The 16,937-nt window shown below is 64.1% G+C and carries 17 protein-coding genes and 1 tRNA gene; 9 read left to right on the top strand and 9 right to left on the bottom strand.

The genetic code is table 11. From position 1 onward, the window contains the following. The 7 genes from ddpC to POR01S_RS11025 all read right to left on the bottom strand — a co-directional run bounded on the left by ddpC (position 1) and on the right by POR01S_RS11025 (position 8,132). Positions 1–876, bottom strand: coding sequence for a D,D-dipeptide ABC transporter permease (ddpC, locus tag POR01S_RS11055; protein ID WP_042135842.1), 876 nt, complete (start codon positions 874–876; stop codon positions 1–3). A 1-nt stretch (position 877) separates the two neighbouring features. Beyond that, complete coding sequence (locus POR01S_RS11050; RefSeq protein WP_042135840.1) at positions 878–1,894, bottom strand: ABC transporter permease; 1,017 nt, start codon at positions 1,892–1,894, stop codon at positions 878–880. Between the two features lie 48 nt (positions 1,895–1,942). Then, complete coding sequence (locus POR01S_RS11045; protein WP_042135838.1) at positions 1,943–3,508, bottom strand: ABC transporter substrate-binding protein; 1,566 nt, start codon at positions 3,506–3,508, stop codon at positions 1,943–1,945. 106 nt (positions 3,509–3,614) lie between these two features. Beyond that, positions 3,615–4,190, bottom strand: a complete 576-nt coding sequence (ddpX, locus tag POR01S_RS11040; RefSeq protein WP_042135836.1) for a D-alanyl-D-alanine dipeptidase — start codon at positions 4,188–4,190, stop codon at positions 3,615–3,617. Between the two features lie 41 nt (positions 4,191–4,231). Further along, entirely contained in the window at positions 4,232–5,083 is an 852-nt protein-coding gene (locus tag POR01S_RS11035) for a MurR/RpiR family transcriptional regulator (protein ID WP_042135834.1), read from the bottom strand. A gap of 218 nt (positions 5,084–5,301) precedes the next feature. Further along, positions 5,302–6,057 carry an SRPBCC family protein gene (locus POR01S_RS11030; RefSeq protein ID WP_042135831.1) on the bottom strand — a complete coding sequence of 252 codons (756 nt, stop codon included), beginning with the start codon at positions 6,055–6,057 and terminating at the stop codon, positions 5,302–5,304. A 53-nt stretch (positions 6,058–6,110) separates the two neighbouring features. Then, positions 6,111–8,132 carry a S9 family peptidase gene (locus POR01S_RS11025; protein ID WP_042135830.1) on the bottom strand — a complete coding sequence of 674 codons (2,022 nt, stop codon included), beginning with the start codon at positions 8,130–8,132 and terminating at the stop codon, positions 6,111–6,113. 89 nt (positions 8,133–8,221) lie between these two features. Here POR01S_RS11025 and POR01S_RS11020 point away from each other — a divergent pair, with 89 nt between their 5' ends. The 4 genes from POR01S_RS11020 to POR01S_RS11005 all read left to right on the top strand — a co-directional run bounded on the left by POR01S_RS11020 (position 8,222) and on the right by POR01S_RS11005 (position 10,263). Next, the gene (locus POR01S_RS11020) at positions 8,222–8,695 is read left to right on the top strand and encodes a hypothetical protein (RefSeq protein WP_042135828.1); all 474 of its coding nucleotides are present in this window, start codon (positions 8,222–8,224) and stop codon (positions 8,693–8,695) included. A gap of 98 nt (positions 8,696–8,793) precedes the next feature. After that, entirely contained in the window at positions 8,794–9,567 is a 774-nt protein-coding gene (locus tag POR01S_RS11015) for a class II glutamine amidotransferase (RefSeq protein WP_042135826.1), read from the top strand. 18 nt (positions 9,568–9,585) lie between these two features. Continuing rightward, positions 9,586–10,098 carry a DUF2937 family protein gene (locus POR01S_RS11010; RefSeq protein WP_027596904.1) on the top strand — a complete coding sequence of 171 codons (513 nt, stop codon included), beginning with the start codon at positions 9,586–9,588 and terminating at the stop codon, positions 10,096–10,098. Between the two features lie 88 nt (positions 10,099–10,186). Next, positions 10,187–10,263, top strand: a tRNA-Val gene (locus POR01S_RS11005). Between the two features lie 160 nt (positions 10,264–10,423). On the opposite strand, the gene POR01S_RS11000 is transcribed toward POR01S_RS11005, so the two are convergent. Further along, positions 10,424–11,593, bottom strand: coding sequence for an MFS transporter (locus tag POR01S_RS11000; protein WP_042135823.1), 1,170 nt, complete (start codon positions 11,591–11,593; stop codon positions 10,424–10,426). Between the two features lie 568 nt (positions 11,594–12,161). Continuing rightward, positions 12,162–12,869, bottom strand: a complete 708-nt coding sequence (locus POR01S_RS10995; protein WP_042135821.1) for a YfdX family protein — start codon at positions 12,867–12,869, stop codon at positions 12,162–12,164. Positions 12,870–13,274: 405 nt separating this feature from the next. On the opposite strand from POR01S_RS10995, the gene POR01S_RS10990 reads away from it, so the two are divergent. The 5 genes from POR01S_RS10990 to rplT all read left to right on the top strand — a co-directional run bounded on the left by POR01S_RS10990 (position 13,275) and on the right by rplT (position 16,882). Further along, a complete protein-coding gene (locus POR01S_RS10990) occupies positions 13,275–13,556 on the top strand; it encodes a hypothetical protein (RefSeq protein WP_042135819.1) in 282 nt (93 codons plus the stop codon). 206 nt (positions 13,557–13,762) lie between these two features. Then, positions 13,763–15,685 (top strand): threonine--tRNA ligase, encoded by a 1,923-nt coding sequence (thrS, locus tag POR01S_RS10985; RefSeq protein ID WP_042135817.1) that lies wholly within the window; start codon positions 13,763–13,765, stop codon positions 15,683–15,685. 20 nt (positions 15,686–15,705) lie between these two features. Next, complete coding sequence (gene infC / locus POR01S_RS10980; protein WP_007159201.1) at positions 15,706–16,239, top strand: translation initiation factor IF-3; 534 nt, start codon at positions 15,706–15,708, stop codon at positions 16,237–16,239. A gap of 61 nt (positions 16,240–16,300) precedes the next feature. Beyond that, the gene (rpmI, locus tag POR01S_RS10975) at positions 16,301–16,495 is read left to right on the top strand and encodes a 50S ribosomal protein L35 (RefSeq protein WP_007159200.1); all 195 of its coding nucleotides are present in this window, start codon (positions 16,301–16,303) and stop codon (positions 16,493–16,495) included. A gap of 30 nt (positions 16,496–16,525) precedes the next feature. After that, the gene (rplT, locus tag POR01S_RS10970) at positions 16,526–16,882 is read left to right on the top strand and encodes a 50S ribosomal protein L20 (RefSeq protein WP_007159199.1); all 357 of its coding nucleotides are present in this window, start codon (positions 16,526–16,528) and stop codon (positions 16,880–16,882) included. Positions 16,883–16,937: the final 55 nt, after the last annotated feature.

Below are 16,937 nucleotides of genomic sequence, written 5' to 3'. Positions count from 1 at the left end.
TCATTTGCCCTTTTGGCGAGGATCGAGCAGATCGCGGATGCCATCGCCCAGCAGGTTGAAACCGATGGCGGTAACCAGGATCGCCAGGCCCGGGAAGGTCGAGTACCACCACTGGTCGAGGATGAAATTGCGGCCGCTGGCGACCATCACGCCCCATTCCGCGGTGGGCGGCTGGGCACCCAGCCCGATGAAGCCCAGCGCCGAGGCCATGAGGATGGCGTTGCCGATATCCAGGCTGAATTGCACCAGCAGCGGCGGCAAGGCGTTGCGCGCCACGTGCCAGTGCACCAGGTGCCACTTGCCGGCGCCGAAGGTGCGTGCGGCCTGGACATAGGCCAGCTGGCGGATGCTCAGGGTCTGGCCGCGCGCCAGGCGCACATAGAAGGGGATGCGCACCAGGGTGATGGCCAGCATGGCGTTGAACAGGCTCGGCCCGAGGGCTGCGGCCAGGGCCATGATCAGCACCAGCGAAGGCACCGAGAGGATGATGTCCATCAGGCGCATCATCAGGCGGTCGAAGGCGCCGCCGACGATGCCCGACAGGCAGCCGAGCAGCCCGCCGATGGCGCAGGCGGCAAAGGCCACGAACAGGCCGACGCCCACCGACTGGCGGCTGCCGTAGATCACCCGGCTGAGCAGGTCGCGACCCACCTCGTCGGTGCCGAACCAGTGCAGGGCGCTGGGTGCCTGCAGGCGGGCGGTGAGTTTCAGGGCGTTGGGCTGATAGGGCGCGAGCCAGGGCGCGGCGACCATGCACAGTAGCACCAGCAGGGTGATCACCAGCCCCGTGAGCATCAGCGGATTGCGGCGGATGCGCCAGGCCAGCCAGGCGGTCTGCTCGCGCCAGCCGGGGCGCGAGGCGGTCAGGGTCGTCATGCTAGTTCACCTTGCCGATGCGGGGATCGACCAGCCGGTAGAGCAGGTCGATGAAGCGGTTGAGCAGGACGTAGATGAAGGACACTACGATGGCGAAGCCCATGACCGCCGGGAAATCCAGCGCCTGGATCGACTTGACCACGTAGGCACCCATGCCCGGCCAGGCGAATACGGTCTCGGTGAGCACCGCGCCATAGAGCAGGTCGCCCAGGGCCAGGCCGATCACCGTGATGGAGGGAATCAGCGCATTGGGCAGCGCGTGGCGCAGCACCACGGTGGTCTGCGACAGGCCATAGGCGCGGGCGGTGCGGATATAGTCCTCGCCCAGCTGTTCGAGCATGGTGCCGCGGATCTGTCGGGTGATGACGCCCAGGTTGACGAAGGCCAGGGTCACCGCCGGCAGCAGCAGGTGCCTGGCCGCGCTGACGAAGCCGGTGAGATCGCCCGCCAGCAGGGTGTCGATCAGATAGAAGCCGGTGACCGTGGGCGGTGGCGTCAGCCCCTGGTCCAGGCGTCCGCCGCCGGGCAGCCAGCCGAGGTGGCCGTAGAACAGCACGATCAGCCCCAGGCCCAGCCAGAAGGCCGGGGTGGAGATGCCGGCCACCGCCAGGGTACGGCTGATGTGATCGATCCAGCGGTTGTTGTAGACCGCCGAGAGTACGCCCAGCGGAACGCCGATCAGGATCGACAGCAGCAGCGCCGCCAGGGCCAGCTCCAGGGTGGCCGGAAAGAACAGCTGCAGGTCTTCCAGCACCGGGCGATGGGTGCGGATCGACTGGCCCAGATCGCCCTGCAGCAGGTCTCCCATGTAGCGGAAGTATTGCTGGTAGAGCGGCAGGTCCAGGCCCAGCTGCTGACGGATACCGGCGACGATTGCGTCACTGGCACGCTCGCCGGCGATCAGTCGCGCCGGATCGCCCGGGATCAGGTGGGAGATGACGAAGGTGATCAGGGATACCCCGATCACCACAATGAGGATATCGGTCAGCTGCTTGCGCAGCAGATGGAAGAAGGTCATGGCATACCTCGCGAGGCGGGTGCCGGCGCGCGCCGGCACCCGCCGCCCTTACTTGGACATCGCAGCGAAATCGAAGACCTGCTCGAGCATGGGGTTGAACACGTACCCCTTGACCGCGGCGCGCATCGGCACCGTGTAGGCCTTCTGGTAGAGGTAGGCGTAGGCGGCGTCGCCCACCACGATCTTCTGGGCCTCCTGGTACAGCGCCTTGCGCTGGACCACGTCGCTGACGCTGGCGGCGTCGCGCAGCAGCTGGTCCACCTTGGGATTGCTGTAGAAGGCGCGGTTGCCCGCCAGTCCCGCATTGGTGCTGTCGAACCAGAAGTTCATGAACATGTAGGGATCGGCGAAGTCCGGACTCCAGTTGCCGATGGCGACGTCGAAATCGCCCTTGCCCAGGCGTTCGCGGAAGGTGGCGTTGGCCAGCTTCTCCATCTTCAGGTTGACGCCGAGGGTGCTCAGGCCGGCCTGCAGGGTCAGGCCGATTGGCTCCCAGGCCGGGTCCTTGTCCGAGTAGAGGAATTGCAGCTCCCGCACCTTGGGTGCCTTGCCCAGGGCGGCCTGGGCGGCTTCCAGGTCCTGCTTGGGCATTGGCAGGCTCGGGTCATGCCCCCACATGCCGTCCGGGATCGGGCCGTTCATGAGCTTGGCCTTGCCCATGGCGATGCCTTCGACGATGCCCTGGTAGTCGAGGGAATCGACCACCGCCTTGCGCGCATTCACATCGTTCATGGGCGCGCGCCTGTTGTTGAGGTAGAGGTAGGTCACCCGCAGCGAGGGGTAGGCGGTGGTGACGAAACCGGACTTTTGCGCCAGGGCCTTGACCTGGTCTTCGGGCAGGTCCTCGATGATGTCCAGATCGCCCTGTTCCAGTTGCAGGCGGCGTACCGAAGGCTCGGCGATGATGCGGATCACCACCTGCTTGAGCGTGGGTGCCTTGCCGGCGTAATGCGGGTTGGGCTCCAGGGTCAGCGACTGGCCCTTCTGCCAGGCGGCTAGGCGATAGGCGCCGGAGCCGGCGGTATGGCCGGCCAGCCAGGCGTCCACGTCCTTGCCGTGGGTGCTGGCCACCTTGGGGTTGATCACGCTGGCGCCGTCGTGGGCCAGGGCGAAGAGGAAGGGCGCGAAGGGCTTCTGCAGGGTGAATCTGATCGTCTGCGGATCCACCACGGTCACCGTCATGTCCGCCGGGAAGATGCTGGACGGGCCCTGCTTGAGCTTCATCAGGCGCTCGACCGAGAACTTGACCGCCTCGGCGGTGACCTCGCTGCCATCGTCGAATTTGTTGCCGGGCTTGAGGGTAAAGGTCCACACCAGGTTGTCGGGGGAGACGGTCCAGCCGCTGGCCAGGTCGCCCTCGACGTTGGTGCTGCCCTTGCCGTCTTCCACCTTGTAGCGCATCAGGCGCTGGTAGGCCGGGTAGGTCACGGTCCAGTCGTTGTTGTCGAAGGTCACACCCGGGTCGACGGTCTGCAGATCCGCAGGCTTGCCGATGACCAGGGTGTCGGTCGCGGTGGCGGCACTGGCCGGTTGCCAGGCGCCGAGGCCCAGCAGGGAAACCAGGGCGAGCACGCGGGACGCCGATGAAACGCAGGTGCGCGAAGACGAGAACATGCCGGTACCTCGGATTGTTTGGGTTTATGGTTGTTTCGGCAGTGGGCAAGGTGGTCGAGCGAAGGGCTCGCGGCGCCGGATTCGAATGACCCGGTCACCGGCAGGATCAGTTCAGCAGGGCGGCGAGCTCCTCCGGGCTGAGATGGTGATAGTCGATCAGCGCATAGCGCCGGGCATCGGGCAATTCGAAGTGCCACCACTCGCTGGGGATGAAGGTGAAGCCGGCGCTCTGCATGATGCCGAGCAGCAGCAGGCGGTTGCGCTGGGCCGCGGCGGGCAGCGCCGGATTGAACAGGTGCGACAGCTCACGCATGTCGTCGAAGCCGGTCCCCATGTCCAGCGGCTCGCCGGCCTCGTCGAGCAGGGTCACGTCCACGGCCACGCCGCGGCTGTGGTGCGAACCCTGCGCCGGATCGCTCACGTACTGGGCGTCGGGCAGCACCCGCCACAGCAGTTGCTGGGCATAGGGCGGGCGGTAGGCATCCAGTACCTGCAGGCGCAGACCGGCCTGTTGCGCCAGCGCGCTGGCGCGGTGCAGGCGGGCGGCGGCATCCCGGTGCAGCAGGCAGTGGGCGTCCTGGTAGAGCACCTTGCCGGCCAGGTTGTCGGCGGTCGCATAGACCAGGTGGATGTCCACGCCGTAGCGGTGGGCGTCGATCTCGACGAGTTCTGGATGGTTCACGGTACGGGGAGCTTCCTTGGAATAAAGAGGGGTGTCGGGGCTCATTCGAATTGCCCGAAGCGCTGCTGCAGGGCGCGGTTGCTGGCCACCCGTTGTTCCAGGGCATCGCCGGAGCGATCCGCCACAGCTGACACCAGCAGGTTGAGCAGGCAGGCGAGAGGCGCTGGTGACTCCCAGAACTGGTCGACCTCCGGGCGCAGCTGCAGCAGGTCGGCGGGATAGTCCCGCGCCCAGGGACAGTGGTAGTCGGTGATCAGCGCCATGGGCAGCCTGGCATCGCGTGCGGCTTCGCACAGCTTGCGAGCAACACTCGAATAGGCGCGAAAGTCGGCTACCACCAGGTAGGGCTGGGCGAAGCCACTGTTGAAGATGTCGGCGTAGGTGCCCGACAGGCCATCGACGTAGAAGGCCTTGGGCCGGATGTATTCAAGCAGGCTGTGAAAACTGCCGAGCACCCCGCGGGTGGTCTGGATACCGGCGATGAACACCGCGTCCGCGCCGGTCAGCTGCCGGACCACCTGTTCGAATACCGGGCCGCGGGCCAGCTGGTAGACGTCCTCGATGGCGGCGAGCTCGGCGGCCAGGGAGCGGTCCAGCGCATCGCTGCGTCCGCTCTGCTGGCGAAAGGCACTGAAGCGGTCGGTGATGCGCCAGGCTTCCAGGCCTTCGTCTCTCAGGCTCTGCTTGACCTCGTCGAGGTTGCGATAGCCCAGCGAGCGCAGCAGCCGACCCACGGAGATGCCGGTGGTGTTGGTGCGCTGGGCGATGCTGTCGGCGGTCTCGAAGGGCAACTTCTCCGGATTGGCCAACAGATAGCCGGCGACGCGTTTGCCGGTGGGGGTGAGGTCGGCGAAGGCGCCTTCGAGGGCTTGGAAGAAGAGTGGCTTGGTCAAACCGGCTGGCCTGCGATGTTATCGAGCTGTCATTAATCGCTCCGTTGTTCGAAAGCTAACATCGGCCTTCCAGGCGTCGCAAGCGGCGGCACGCCGGTTGTCACCGAAGTGTCGCAAAGCGGGATTTGGGGTCGTTGGGAGATAAGCCAGGATGGAATCAATGGCCAGGAAGGAGGGTGGCGGCGTCCCCGAGGGAGACGCCGCGGCACAGCCGGAGGTCAGCCCAGCGGCGACTCCATGTGCGAGGTGCGCTCGACGGCGCCATAGCGATCGCCGACCGCATGGGCGCGCTCCAGCAGCACCTTCAGCTCGGCCAGGTCCTGGGCGATGCGGGTGCCAGGGTCGCGGCGCAGCAGTCGGGCGAACAGATGGCCGAGGCGACCGGCCGGCGGCTCATAGGCCATGACCGCCGTCACCTCGGTGCCGCCGGGCACGTCGGCGAAGCTGACCCAGCCCAGGTTGTTCAGGCCGGCGTACCCGCACGAGCGCCAGCCGATCAACTGGCCGGGGATGTCGTCGGTGACTTCGGCGTCCCATTCGAAACGCCCCATGGGCGCCTTGACCACCCAGTGGGAATAGCGGTCGTTGAGCACGTCCACGCGTTCGATATGGCGCATGAAGATCGGCAGGTTGGAGAAGTCGCGCCAGAAGCGATAGAGCTCATCGCGGGGGCGGGCGATGACGACCCGGCGGGTCTGGGAGGCCGCCGAATGCCAGGCCAGCGAGCGACGGACGTCGCGCTCGAAACGCACCTTGGTCAGGGTGCGCTTGATCGAGCAGTGACCACGCAGGCCACGTTTCAGCAGCCAGGCACCGGTGGCGCCGGTCAGCAGGCCGAGCAGACCGCCTCGCGCCAAGCCGCGGCTGATCAGCAGACCACCGCCAGCCACGGAGGCCAGGCGTTCGACGCCCTTGATGGCAGCGGCGTCGCGAGGCGGGGGAGCGAGAGGGGGAGTGGGGGCATCTAGGTGCATGGCAGATTCTCCTTTAGCTGTGGAAAAGACCTGCCCAGAGCCCCCGCCGTTCCCTAGCCGGTCAGGCCCAGTACCCGGAAGACGAAGGCGTATTCCAGGGCCACGTCGCGCAAGGCCTGATAACGCCCGCTCATGCCGCCGTGGCCGGCGCCGAATTCGGTCTTGAGCAGGAGCAGGGGCGCCTGATCGGTCCGCCGCTCGCGCAACCGCGCCACCCACTTGGCGGCTTCCCAGTACTGCACCCGAGTGTCGTGATAGCCCGCCACCGCGAGGATGGCCGGATAGGCCTGGGCCTTCACGTTTTCATAGGGCGCGTAGCCGGCGATGCGCGCGCGCACCTCAGGCTCGTTCGGATCGCCCCATTCGTCGTACTCGGTCACGGTCAGCGGCAGATCCGGCTTGAGCATGGTGTTGAGCACATCGACGAAAGGAACCTCGGCGATGGCGGCGGCATAGAGCTCGGGCCGCTGGTTGACGACCGCGCCGATCAGCAGACCCCCGGCGCTGCCGCCGCTGATGACCACCTGTTGCGGCGTCGTCAGGCCCTGTTCCAAGAGATGCTCGGTGCAGGCGATGAAGTCGTCGAAGGTGTTCTGCTTGTGTTCCAGCTTGCCGCTGCGATACCAGGCTTCACCCAGTTCGCCGCCGCCGCGGACATGGGCGATGGCGAAGCGCACGCCGCGATCCAGCAGGCTCAGGCGGGCGTGGGAGAACCAGGGATCGAGGCTGTGGCCATAGGCGCCGTAACCATAGAGGTACAGCGGCGCGCTCTGCGGCAGGTCGCGACGACCGACCAGGCTGATGGGGATGTGGGTGCCATCGGCGGCGGTGGCCCACAGGCGGCGGCTCTCGTAGGCGTCGGCGTCGAACGGGCCTTCCACCGGGACCTGCTTGAGCACCCGCTGGGTGCCGCTGGCCAGCTCCAGTTCGCGGATCTCGGCGGGGCGATTGAGCGCCTCGTAGCGCAGGCGCATGACCGGACTGGCGAATTCCAGCACGTCCATGGCATCCAGGCTGTAGACCTCGTCCGGCAGGTCGACGCGATAGGGTGCCTGGCCATAGGGGCGGACCTCCAGAATCGGCAGTCCGGCGGTACGCAGGCTGAGCACCAGGGCGTGGGCGCCAAGGCTGGCATCCTCCAGCATCACCTCGGGGTCGTGGGGCACCAGCAGTTGCCAGTGCGCGCGGGTGGGACTGCTCTCGGCGGCCTGGTAGAGGGCGAAGTTGATGCCGTCCTGGTTGCTGCGGATGTACCAGCCATCGACGCCATGATCGGGAAAGTACTCGTGACCTTCCTCGCGTGGCGCCAGGCAGACGAAGGCCTCGTCCGGCCGGTCCGCGTCCAGCACCCAGGCTTCGCTGGTGGTCTTGCTGTGGGACAGCAACAGCAGCTTGCGCTCTGAGCTCGAACGATAGCAGCCGAGAAAGAAGCGCCCATCGGTCTCGTGAAAAACCAGTTGCGGCTCGGCATCGCCCAGGTGATAGCGATAGAGCTTGTGCGGACGATGGGATTCGTCGCGCTCGCCAAAGAACAGGGTGCGGCTGTCGTTGGCCCAGGTCAGGCTGCCGTCGCATTCCTCGAAGGGCAGTTCGGTTACCAGGCCGGTGGCCAGCTCCTTTACATAGAGCCGGTAGGTTTCATCGCCCACCTGATCGAGGCTGTAGGCAAGGCGGGTCTGGTCCGGGCTGATGGTGAAGCGACCGATGGAGAGAAAGCCGCCGTCGGCGATGGCGTTGCCGTCGAACAGCAGCTCTTCGGTCGCCGGATCGGGCGTCAGATCGCCGTTGGACGGGCGGCGGCAGCGATAGTTGCGGCCGTATTCGTCACCGGCCTGGGTGCGCTGATAGTAGAGATAGTCGCCGCGGGGAACGGGCAGGGACAGGTCCGTCTCGCGAATGCGCGCGCGGATCTCCTCGAACAGCTGCTCGCGCAGGGCGGCCTCGGGGGCCAGTTGGGCTTCCAGGTAGGCGTTCTCGGCCTCCAGGTGCGCCAGCACCTCGGGGGCGTCACGGTTTTCCAGCCAGACGTAGGGATCGTCGCCAGGGGCGCGGCGGGCAATGGGGGCTTGGGTCATGCGGGCTCCTTGGGCGCCGCGCAAAGACACGCGGGCGGGGCAAAACCGCTATCATAGGCTTCTCCTTTCCGCTATCGCCATGGATCGCAATGACCGAGCAAGAGTACCTGATCGCCTGGGCCGTCTACGCCATCGCCGCGCTGCTGCTGTTGGTGGTGTCTTTCAAGGCCACCGGCTGGCTCTGGCGCTGGCTGCGCGAACCCATCCGGCTGGTGGTGGCCGTGCTGCTGGTGACGCCGGCCCTGGTGGATGCCGAGCATGGCCTCTATGCCCCGGCCATCGCCGTGACGGTGCTGGACCTGGTGTTCAAGGTGGGTAACAGTGCCTGGTCGGCGGTGGCCAACCTGGCGGCGGCCGGCACCATCGGCGTGGTGCTCTACCTGATCTTCGTCCTCTGTCGCTGGCTGTACCGCCGCTCCCATCCGCGTCCCGCGCCGGTCGTCGCCGAAGGGCCGACGGATGATCCGCAACCGGAATCGCCGGTGGCCCCAAGGACCCCGGCAGCCCCGGTCGAACGCCGCGAACCCCGGGGTCGCGGCGAGCGCGTCGAACCCCGTCTGTAATCCAGGCTTGCGCCCAGGACGTGACCCCTTCAGCATGATTGCGAAGGGCAGCGGCTGCAGCCGCCGTTGAACCAGGCAGCCACCCCGGAGGGACGGACATGTGCGAATTGCTGGGCATGAGTGCCAACGTGCCCACGGATCTGGTCTTTAGTCTCCAGGGCCTCATGCAGCGGGGCGGTCGTACCGGTCCGCATCGGGACGGTTGGGGCGTGGCCTTCTACGAGGGCCGGGGCCTGCACCTGTTCAAGGATGCCCTGCCAGGCGCCGATTCCGAGGTGGCCAAGCTGGTCCAGGGTTACCCGATCAAGAGCCATACGGTGATCGGCCATATCCGCCACGCCAACGTCGGGTCGGTCAATCTGGCCAATACCCACCCCTTCGTGCGGGAACTGGGCGGGCGCTATTGGAGCTTTGCCCATAACGGCCAACTGCAGGATTTCCATCCCGAGCCGCGTTTCTACCGGCCGGTGGGCGATACCGACAGCGAGACGGCCTTTTGCAGCCTGCTGGACCAGGTCCGCGAGCGCTTTCCCGAACCCGTCCCGGTGGAGATGCTGTTGCCGCAGCTGGTGAATGCCTGCGACGGCTTTCGCAAGAAGGGCGTCTTCAACTGCCTGCTCAGCGACGGCGACTGGCTGTTCAGCTTCTGCACCAACAAGCTGGCCCATATCACCCGCCGCGCCCCCTTCGGTCCGGCCCAGTTGCGCGATGCGGAAGTCCACATCGACTTCAAGGCCGAGACCACGCCCAACGACGTCGTCACCATCATCGCCACCGAGCCGCTGACCTCCGACGAGGTCTGGACCCTGCATCAGCCCGGGGAATGGCATCTCTGGTGGGACGGCGAGATCGTCTCCCAGGGCCGCGTCTAGACAGGAAGCCACTTCACGATGCTGCGCAGTTATATTCGTCTGCTGTTGTTCACCCTGGCCTTGCTGGTAGGGGTGCAGATCCCCGGCTTCATGCTCGACTACGAGCAGCGCGTGGATGCCCATCGCCTCGAATCCGATCAGGCCCTGAGCGGTTTCAGGCGGACCGCGCAGCAGTACTTCGAAGGCAATCTCGACGGCTTGCTGGCGCATTACCGGGCCAGCGAGGATCCGGTCTTTCGCAGCGACGCCGACAGCCTCGGCGTACTGCTGCGCCGTAATGCGCTGTTCAACGAAGAGTGGCAGGCGTTGCAGGGTCCCTGGTACCAGCGGGCCTGGCACATCCTGGTACGGCCCAACAGCGAACTGCGCGACGAGACCCTGCAGCAGTATCGCTATCAGGTAGTGCTTACCCCCGAAGCCATCGGCTGGGGGATAGGGCTGGGCTTGGCCCTGGCGATAACGGTGGAAACCCTCGCGCTCTGGCTTTCAATCCTGCTCTATCCGCGGCGTCCAGCCCGGCGGGTTTCCTAGCCTTCAAAAAAATTTCACGTTTTCAGGCGTTTAGCTGAAAAAAGGGCTTGACGCTAAAGTCCCGCGCTGTAGAATGCGCACCCACAGCAGGCACGTAGCTCAGTTGGTTAGAGCACCACCTTGACATGGTGGGGGTCGTTGGTTCGAATCCAATCGTGCCTACCAAACAAAACCCGCACTGCTGGCGGGTAAGAAAAAAGGCGATCCGAAAGGGTCGCCTTTTTTCGTTTGGGGTTTTATTGGGGGGTGGCAGCGGTGAGGGCTTCAGATGGGTCCCGCCGACATACTGCTCGGCCCTGGCCTTTGCCTCGGCGAAGGCGAGGCGCTAGGCGTCTCGCTGTCGGGCGGTCATCGGCCAGGTGAGCGCAACGAACGCCATTCCGCCACCCACCAGCAGCAGCGCTGCACTCAGGCTCCAGTGCTGCGCGACGAAGCCGATCGCGGCCGGACCGATGAGAATGCCGGCATACCCGATGGTGGTGATCGCTGCAATGGCGTGGCTTGCAGGCATCCGGGTCTGCCGTCCGGCGGCACTGAAGAGCACGGGGACGATGTTGGAAGCCCCGAGGCCAACCAGCAGAAAGCCTGCGAAGGCAAAGGGCTGGGTGGGTGCCAGGACCGCCATCAGGAAGCCTGCCGCGGCGAGCAGACCGCCGCCTACGACCACTTTCAGGCCGCCCAGCGTCTTCACGATCCAGTCGCCGGTCAGGCGGCCAATGGTCATCGCCAAGGCAAATACCGTGTAACCGAAGCCGGCCTGCGCCGGGTCGACGCCATGCGCATCGATCAAAAACAGGGCGCTCCAGTCCAGGATCGCGCCTTCGCCGAGAAAGATCAGAAAACAGAGCAAGCCGATGAAGGCGACGATCCCGCGCGGCAGTGTGAACAACGGGGTATGTCCGGCGTCATGATTGCCGTAGGGCAGCAGACCCTTGATCGAGACCGCGAGTAGCACGATCAGCAGCGCGCTGAACACCAGGGTCGCCACCAGCGGTTGGATTCCAGCCCCCAGCAGAACGCTCATGCCACCGGCGCCGACGATCCCGCCGACACTGAACAGGCCGTGGAAGCCGGACATCATGTTGCGACCACTGTCCTTCTCGACGATCACGGCCTGAATGTTGATCGCGACATCCAGCGCGCCAACGCTTGCCCCGAACAGGGCCAGGGCGATGGCCATGCCGAAGATCGAATCGGCGACGGCAAGCAGCGGCAGCACCAGGGCGAGTGCTACCGAGCTGGTCGCGATCACCGCGCGGCACCCGAAGCGGCTGGCGAGGATGCCGACGATGGGCATCGCGACAATGGATCCCAGGCCCAGGCAAAGTAGGAGAAGGCCAAGCGTCGAATCATCGGCGCCGATCCTCGCCTTGGCGACGGGCACTAGGGGTGCCCAGGCGGCCATGGCAGAACCCGCAATGAGGAAGCCAGCGCGGGTCGCCCATTGCTCGATCGCTCCCGAAGGCTGTTGTGCGGCGAGTTCCACGTGTTGCATTGGAGAGGCTCCGGAAAAAAGTGACAGTAGGGGTGATCACACCTCATACCAGTGTTAGCTGATCATGCATGATTAAGCAAGAATACGCACAATCGTGCATATCACGGCTGTATCTGCGGCGCGCGAAGGCCGTGCCTGATCCGGGTGGGTTAGAGACTGGCTGGCATCGAGGTATCTCGGCAGGACCGGGTAGCTCTGCCTGCGGGGAGGGGGTGGAAGCCTGTGCGAATCCGTGGGCGGGCGGAGTCTCAGCATGGCGACAGGCTCAGGTGCAGTCGCACGCCGACGGCCTCTCCTGCAGCGCCAGTCTATGTCCGGCACCTTGAAGTTCATGCGTCAGCGGCTGTGGACAGGTCTCGCCGAGGCTCGTGCGGGAGGGGTAGGGTTTGGGTCAGTTGGACCTGGTAACAATATCCGCCTCGGTGGCGGGTAATGGAAAAGGGGCGATCCGAGAGATCGCCCCTTTCGTGTCTGGCTGCTCCGCACGCTGGGGTCGAGGCGGACTTGCTAGGTGTCGGGTCGTTTAACAGGGCGACCCTGCGATCGCCCTGTTGCCCCTGCCAAGCCATCAGCTGCTCGGGGTAACGGTCTCGGTGAAGGAGCCTGCCGGCTGCAGCCCATGCTTGTTCGCCGTGAAGTCCAGGGCCGTCGAGGCGTAGCGCACGCCATCCTGAACCTGCTTGAGCGTCAGGTTGGCCTCATAGAACTTGTCGCTGGCCAATTGCTTGGCCGCCTGGTCGACGTCCGTCATGGTCTGCTTGAGCGGTGCCAGGGCGATGGCCGTGTCGATATCAACGTCCGCCAGGCGCAAGGTTTCTGCAGCACCCTTGGCGTCGCCATGCTTGAGTTTGTTATTGGCATCGGCCACGGCCTTAACTTTCTGTGGGCTGGCCATGTAACTGTCCTGTACTACGGTATCGCCCCAGATGGGTAGCCAGGACGTTACGGTAGTGCTGGTATCGGCCTTGCCCTGATTATCCTTGACCTGCAATTCGCTCGCGGCTTTTTTCAGCGCGGTATTGTCCGATTGCGCAAGTTTGAGTGCCTGCTGGGCGTCCTTGACATGGGAAACCGCCTGCTTCGTTTGCCCCTGGAAGAGTTCCAGGCGTGCGGCGGAGATGTCGGTAAAGGCCCGTTGCCCCTGGGTGGACAGGGCCTGGAAGCTGCCCAGTTCGTTTGCCGAGGGGGCTTGGTTCGCGGCGATGGCCGCAGACGAGCAGGCGGCTACGATGGCGACGACCAGCATGCTCTTTGCCAGTTTATTCTTGACGTTCATTTGCTGCCTCCAGCGGATATGCAATTGAAGTAAGGCTATCGCTCAGGTACCAGAACCAGGTTCTGTAGTGCCTGGAATCGATACTCCGCCGTATCGCTTAACACTGGATTAATAGGTGCGGGGCTTTTCTTGAATAGCCGCTTAACAAGTTGGCACAGCTAACTACGCGTGATCTTTCCGCGCCTTGATTGAAGGGCGGAATTGATCAGGGCGGGCGTGAGTCTGGTTTGCGCGTTAGAACTTTCCGGAAGTGCGAATAAAGGTTCTGCCGATTGCTCGGGCGGGTGTGACCGCGTGCCTCGGTCGTGATGCCCGGGGTTTTCACGTAGACTGGCAGACGATTTTTTTGGGGCTTCGTTGCTTGGCCAAGGCGCGAGCAGGGCCCGTTACCGCGAGGAGAGAGTGATGACGCAGGGTGGTGAAGGGCGGCAGATCGGCAAGGGCGGCTGCCTGGGATTGATCCTGCTATCGATCCTGTTCGCGGTCGTGGTCTTCGGCTCCATCATCTATGTCTATCGCCATAATGCGACACCGGCCAACCGGGCTAACGAGCAGCAGACCATCGACCAGTGCCTGGCGCGGGCCAATGCCCCGGAAACCTCGCCGGCCGATCGCCAGGCACTCATGGAGAACTGCCAGGAAATGCAGAAGCAGTTCCTCAAGAAGTACCCCGACGCGGCCCGTTGAGCTGGCGACTGTTCCTCGCGAGGTTGCGCCAGGTCTCAGTTTCTGAAAGGATTTCCGTCCCAAACTTTCCAGTGATCCTTTCGCGTCGCCCGGAATGCCTTGCGGCCCTGCCACTGTGCGGCGGGATTTCCAGCGGTGCGGCTGCTTACTGGCCAATCCCACCATGTGGCCCTTGGTATGGGTCACCACTGAGTTGAGGAGGCGCCATGCCTGTCATTACTCTCCCCGACGGTAGCCAACGTCCATTCGACAAGCCCGTCACCGTAGCCGAAGTCGCCCAGTCCATTGGTGCCGGTCTCGCCAAGGCCACCATCGCCGGTCGCGTCGATGGCCAGCTGCGCGATGCCAGCGATCTCATCGAGCAGGATGCCAACCTGCAGATCATCACCGCCAAGGACGAGGACGGCCTGGAGATCATCCGCCACTCCTGCGCCCACCTGGTGGGTCATGCGGTCAAGCAGCTGTTCCCGACCGCCAAGATGGTCATTGGCCCGGTGATCGACGAAGGCTTCTACTACGACATCTCCTTCGAGCGTCCCTTTACCCTGGATGACCTCTCGGCCATCGAGACGCGTATGCGCGAGCTGATCGATAAGGACTACGACGTTATCAAGAAGATGACGCCGCGCGCCGAAGTCATCGAGGTGTTCAAGGCCCGGGGTGAGGAGTACAAGCTGCGCCTGATCGACGACATGCCCGAGGAGCAGGCCATGGGCCTGTACTACCACGAGGAGTACGTCGACATGTGCCGGGGCCCGCACGTGCCCAACACCCGCTTCCTCAAGGCGTTCAAGCTGACCAAGCTGTCCGGCGCCTACTGGCGTGGCGACGCCAAGAACGAACAGCTGCAGCGCATCTATGGCACCGCCTGGGCGGACAAGAAGCAGCTGGCGGCCTACATCCAGCGCATCGAGGAAGCCGAGAAGCGCGACCACCGCCGCATCGGCAAGCAGCTGGATCTCTTCCACCTGCAGGAAGAAGCGCCCGGCATGGTGTTCTGGCACGCCAACGGCTGGACCGTCTACCAGGTACTCGAGCAGTACATGCGCAAGGTCCAGCGCGAGCACGGCTACCAGGAGATCAAGACGCCCCAGGTGGTCGATCGCATCCTCTGGGAGCGCTCGGGTCACTGGTCCAACTACGCCGAGAACATGTTCACCACGGCCTCGGAAAACCGCGACTTCGCGGTCAAGCCCATGAACTGCCCCTGCCACGTGCAGGTGTTCAACCAGGGTCTGAAGTCCTACCGCGACCTGCCGCTGCGCCTGGCCGAATTCGGTGCCTGCCACCGTAACGAGCCGTCCGGCGCCCTGCACGGCATCATGCGCGTGCGTGGCTTCACCCAGGACGATGCCCACATCTTCTGCACCGAAGAACAGGTTGAGAAGGAAGCGGCCGATTTCATCAAGCTGACCTTGCAGGTCTATGCCGACTTCGGTTTCACCGACGTGATCATGAAGCTCTCCACGCGCCCGGCCAAGCGTGTCGGCTCCGAAGAGCTGTGGGATCGCGCCGAGAAGGCTCTGGCGGATGCGCTGGATGCCTCGGGCCTGGAGTGGGAGTACCAGCCGGGCGAGGGCGCCTTCTACGGGCCGAAGATCGAGTTCACCCTCAAGGACTGCCTGGGTCGTAACTGGCAGTGCGGTACCCTGCAGTACGATCCGAACCTGCCGGAGCGCCTCGACGCCAGCTACATCTCCGAGGACAACAGCCGTCAGCGTCCGGTAATGCTGCACCGCGCCATCCTCGGGTCCTTCGAGCGCTTCATCGGCATGCTCATCGAGCACTATGCCGGTCTGTTCCCGGCCTGGCTCGCCCCGACCCAGGCGGTGGTGCTCAATATCACCGACAAGCAGGCCGATTTTGCCCAGCAGGTCGTCGGTGAATTGAACGCTGAGGGCTTCCGGGCCAAAGCCGACTTGAGAAACGAGAAGATCGGCTTTAAAATCCGCGAGCATACTTTGCTCAAGGTTCCCTATCTCCTGGTTATTGGAGACCGGGAGGTTGAGACACGATCCGTTGCCGTGCGTACCCGTGAAGGCGTAGACCTGGGCTCCATGCCCGTCGAGCGTTTCCGCGAGCTGCTCACGCAAGCGGTTTCCCGGCGTGGCCGGCAAGATTCGGAGTAATCACTATCAAGCAGCGTGACATGAGACAAGACAAGCGAGCCGCCCCCCGGGCACCGATCAACGAAAATATCACCGCCCGGGAAGTTCGCCTTATTGGCGCCGATGGTCAGCAAGTAGGCATCGTCTCCATCCAGGAGGCCCTGCAGGCTGCTGAAGACGCCAAGCTGGATCTGGTGGAAATCACCGCCGACGCCGTACCCCCGGTCTGCCGGATCATGGACTACGGCAAGCACGTCTTCGAGAAGAAGAAGCAAGTCGCGGCGGCGAAGAAGAACCAGAAGCAGGCTCAGGTCAAAGAAATCAAGTTTCGTCCAGGGACGGAAGAAGGGGATTACCAGGTAAAACTACGCAACCTGGTACGTTTCCTAACCGAGGGGGACAAGGCCAAGGTCTCGTTGAGATTCCGTGGTCGGGAGATGGCCCACCAGGAGCTGGGCATGGAGCTGTTGAAGCGGGTCGAAGCTGACCTCGCCGAACATGGCGCCGTTGAGCAGCATCCTAAGATGGAAGGACGCCAACTCATCATGGTCATCGCCCCCAAGAAGAAAAAGTAACTACCAGGGCACTGGCAGGCCTTGCTGTTATGCGTAATCACTCAATGCGGAGTATCCGAACATGCCAAAGATGAAAACCAAAAGCGGCGCTGCAAAGCGCTTCGTGAAAACTGCTGGTGGCATCAAGCACAAGCACGCTTTCAAGAGCCACATTCTGACCAAGATGACCACCAAGCGTAAGCGTCAGCTGCGCGGTACGTCGCTGATGCATGCATCCGACGTCCAAAAGGTCGAGCGCATGCTGCGCCTTCGTTAATCCTGGTCAAGAATCTAGAGGAAGTTACTCATGGCTCGTGTTAAGCGTGGCGTCATCGCTCGTCGCCGTCACAAGAAAATCCTGAAGCTCGCCAAAGGCTACTACGGTGCCCGTTCGCGCGTCTTCCGCGTCGCTAAGCAAGCGGTAATCAAGGCAGGCCAATACGCCTACCGTGACCGCCGTCAGAAGAAGCGTCAGTTCCGCGCTCTGTGGATCGCTCGTATCAACGCTGGTGCTCGTATCAACGGTCTGTCCTACAGCCGTCTGATCGCCGGCTTGAAGAAAGCGGCCATCGAGATCGACCGCAAGGTACTGGCCGATCTGGCCGTGAACGAAAAAGCGGCGTTTGCTGCGATTGTCGAGAAAGCTAAAGCTTCGCTGGCTTAAGCCCCCCGGCAATCTCGCGCCTCTGGCGCGAAGCAACGTTATCAATAGGGGAAGA

It is taken from the genome of Pseudomonas oryzihabitans NBRC 102199 (genome assembly GCF_000730625.1).
Lineage (GTDB): Bacteria > Pseudomonadota > Gammaproteobacteria > Pseudomonadales > Pseudomonadaceae > Chryseomonas > Chryseomonas oryzihabitans.
The sequence above is the reverse complement of the archived record's forward strand: the minus strand, read 5'-3'. Positions and strand labels throughout refer to the sequence as shown.

Bases quoted from the DNA above. Each gene is read 5' to 3' on its own strand.
- ddpC (WP_042135842.1), bottom strand. From the start codon at position 876: ATGACGACCCTGACCGCCTCGCGCCCCGGCTGGCGCGAGCAGACCGCC.
- POR01S_RS11050 (WP_042135840.1), bottom strand. From the start codon at position 1,894: ATGACCTTCTTCCATCTGCTGCGCAAGCAGCTGACCGATATCCTCATT.
- POR01S_RS11045 (WP_042135838.1), bottom strand. From the start codon at position 3,508: ATGTTCTCGTCTTCGCGCACCTGCGTTTCATCGGCGTCCCGCGTGCTC.
- POR01S_RS11030 (WP_042135831.1), bottom strand. From the start codon at position 6,057: ATGCACCTAGATGCCCCCACTCCCCCTCTCGCTCCCCCGCCTCGCGAC.
- POR01S_RS11025 (WP_042135830.1), bottom strand. From the start codon at position 8,132: ATGACCCAAGCCCCCATTGCCCGCCGCGCCCCTGGCGACGATCCCTAC.
- POR01S_RS11020 (WP_042135828.1), top strand. From the start codon at position 8,222: ATGACCGAGCAAGAGTACCTGATCGCCTGGGCCGTCTACGCCATCGCC.
- POR01S_RS11015 (WP_042135826.1), top strand. From the start codon at position 8,794: ATGTGCGAATTGCTGGGCATGAGTGCCAACGTGCCCACGGATCTGGTC.
- POR01S_RS11010 (WP_027596904.1), top strand. From the start codon at position 9,586: ATGCTGCGCAGTTATATTCGTCTGCTGTTGTTCACCCTGGCCTTGCTG.
- POR01S_RS11000 (WP_042135823.1), bottom strand. From the start codon at position 11,593: ATGCAACACGTGGAACTCGCCGCACAACAGCCTTCGGGAGCGATCGAG.
- POR01S_RS10995 (WP_042135821.1), bottom strand. From the start codon at position 12,869: ATGAACGTCAAGAATAAACTGGCAAAGAGCATGCTGGTCGTCGCCATC.
- POR01S_RS10990 (WP_042135819.1), top strand. From the start codon at position 13,275: ATGACGCAGGGTGGTGAAGGGCGGCAGATCGGCAAGGGCGGCTGCCTG.
- thrS (WP_042135817.1), top strand. From the start codon at position 13,763: ATGCCTGTCATTACTCTCCCCGACGGTAGCCAACGTCCATTCGACAAG.
- infC (WP_007159201.1), top strand. From the start codon at position 15,706: ATGAGACAAGACAAGCGAGCCGCCCCCCGGGCACCGATCAACGAAAAT.
- rpmI (WP_007159200.1), top strand. From the start codon at position 16,301: ATGCCAAAGATGAAAACCAAAAGCGGCGCTGCAAAGCGCTTCGTGAAA.
- rplT (WP_007159199.1), top strand. From the start codon at position 16,526: ATGGCTCGTGTTAAGCGTGGCGTCATCGCTCGTCGCCGTCACAAGAAA.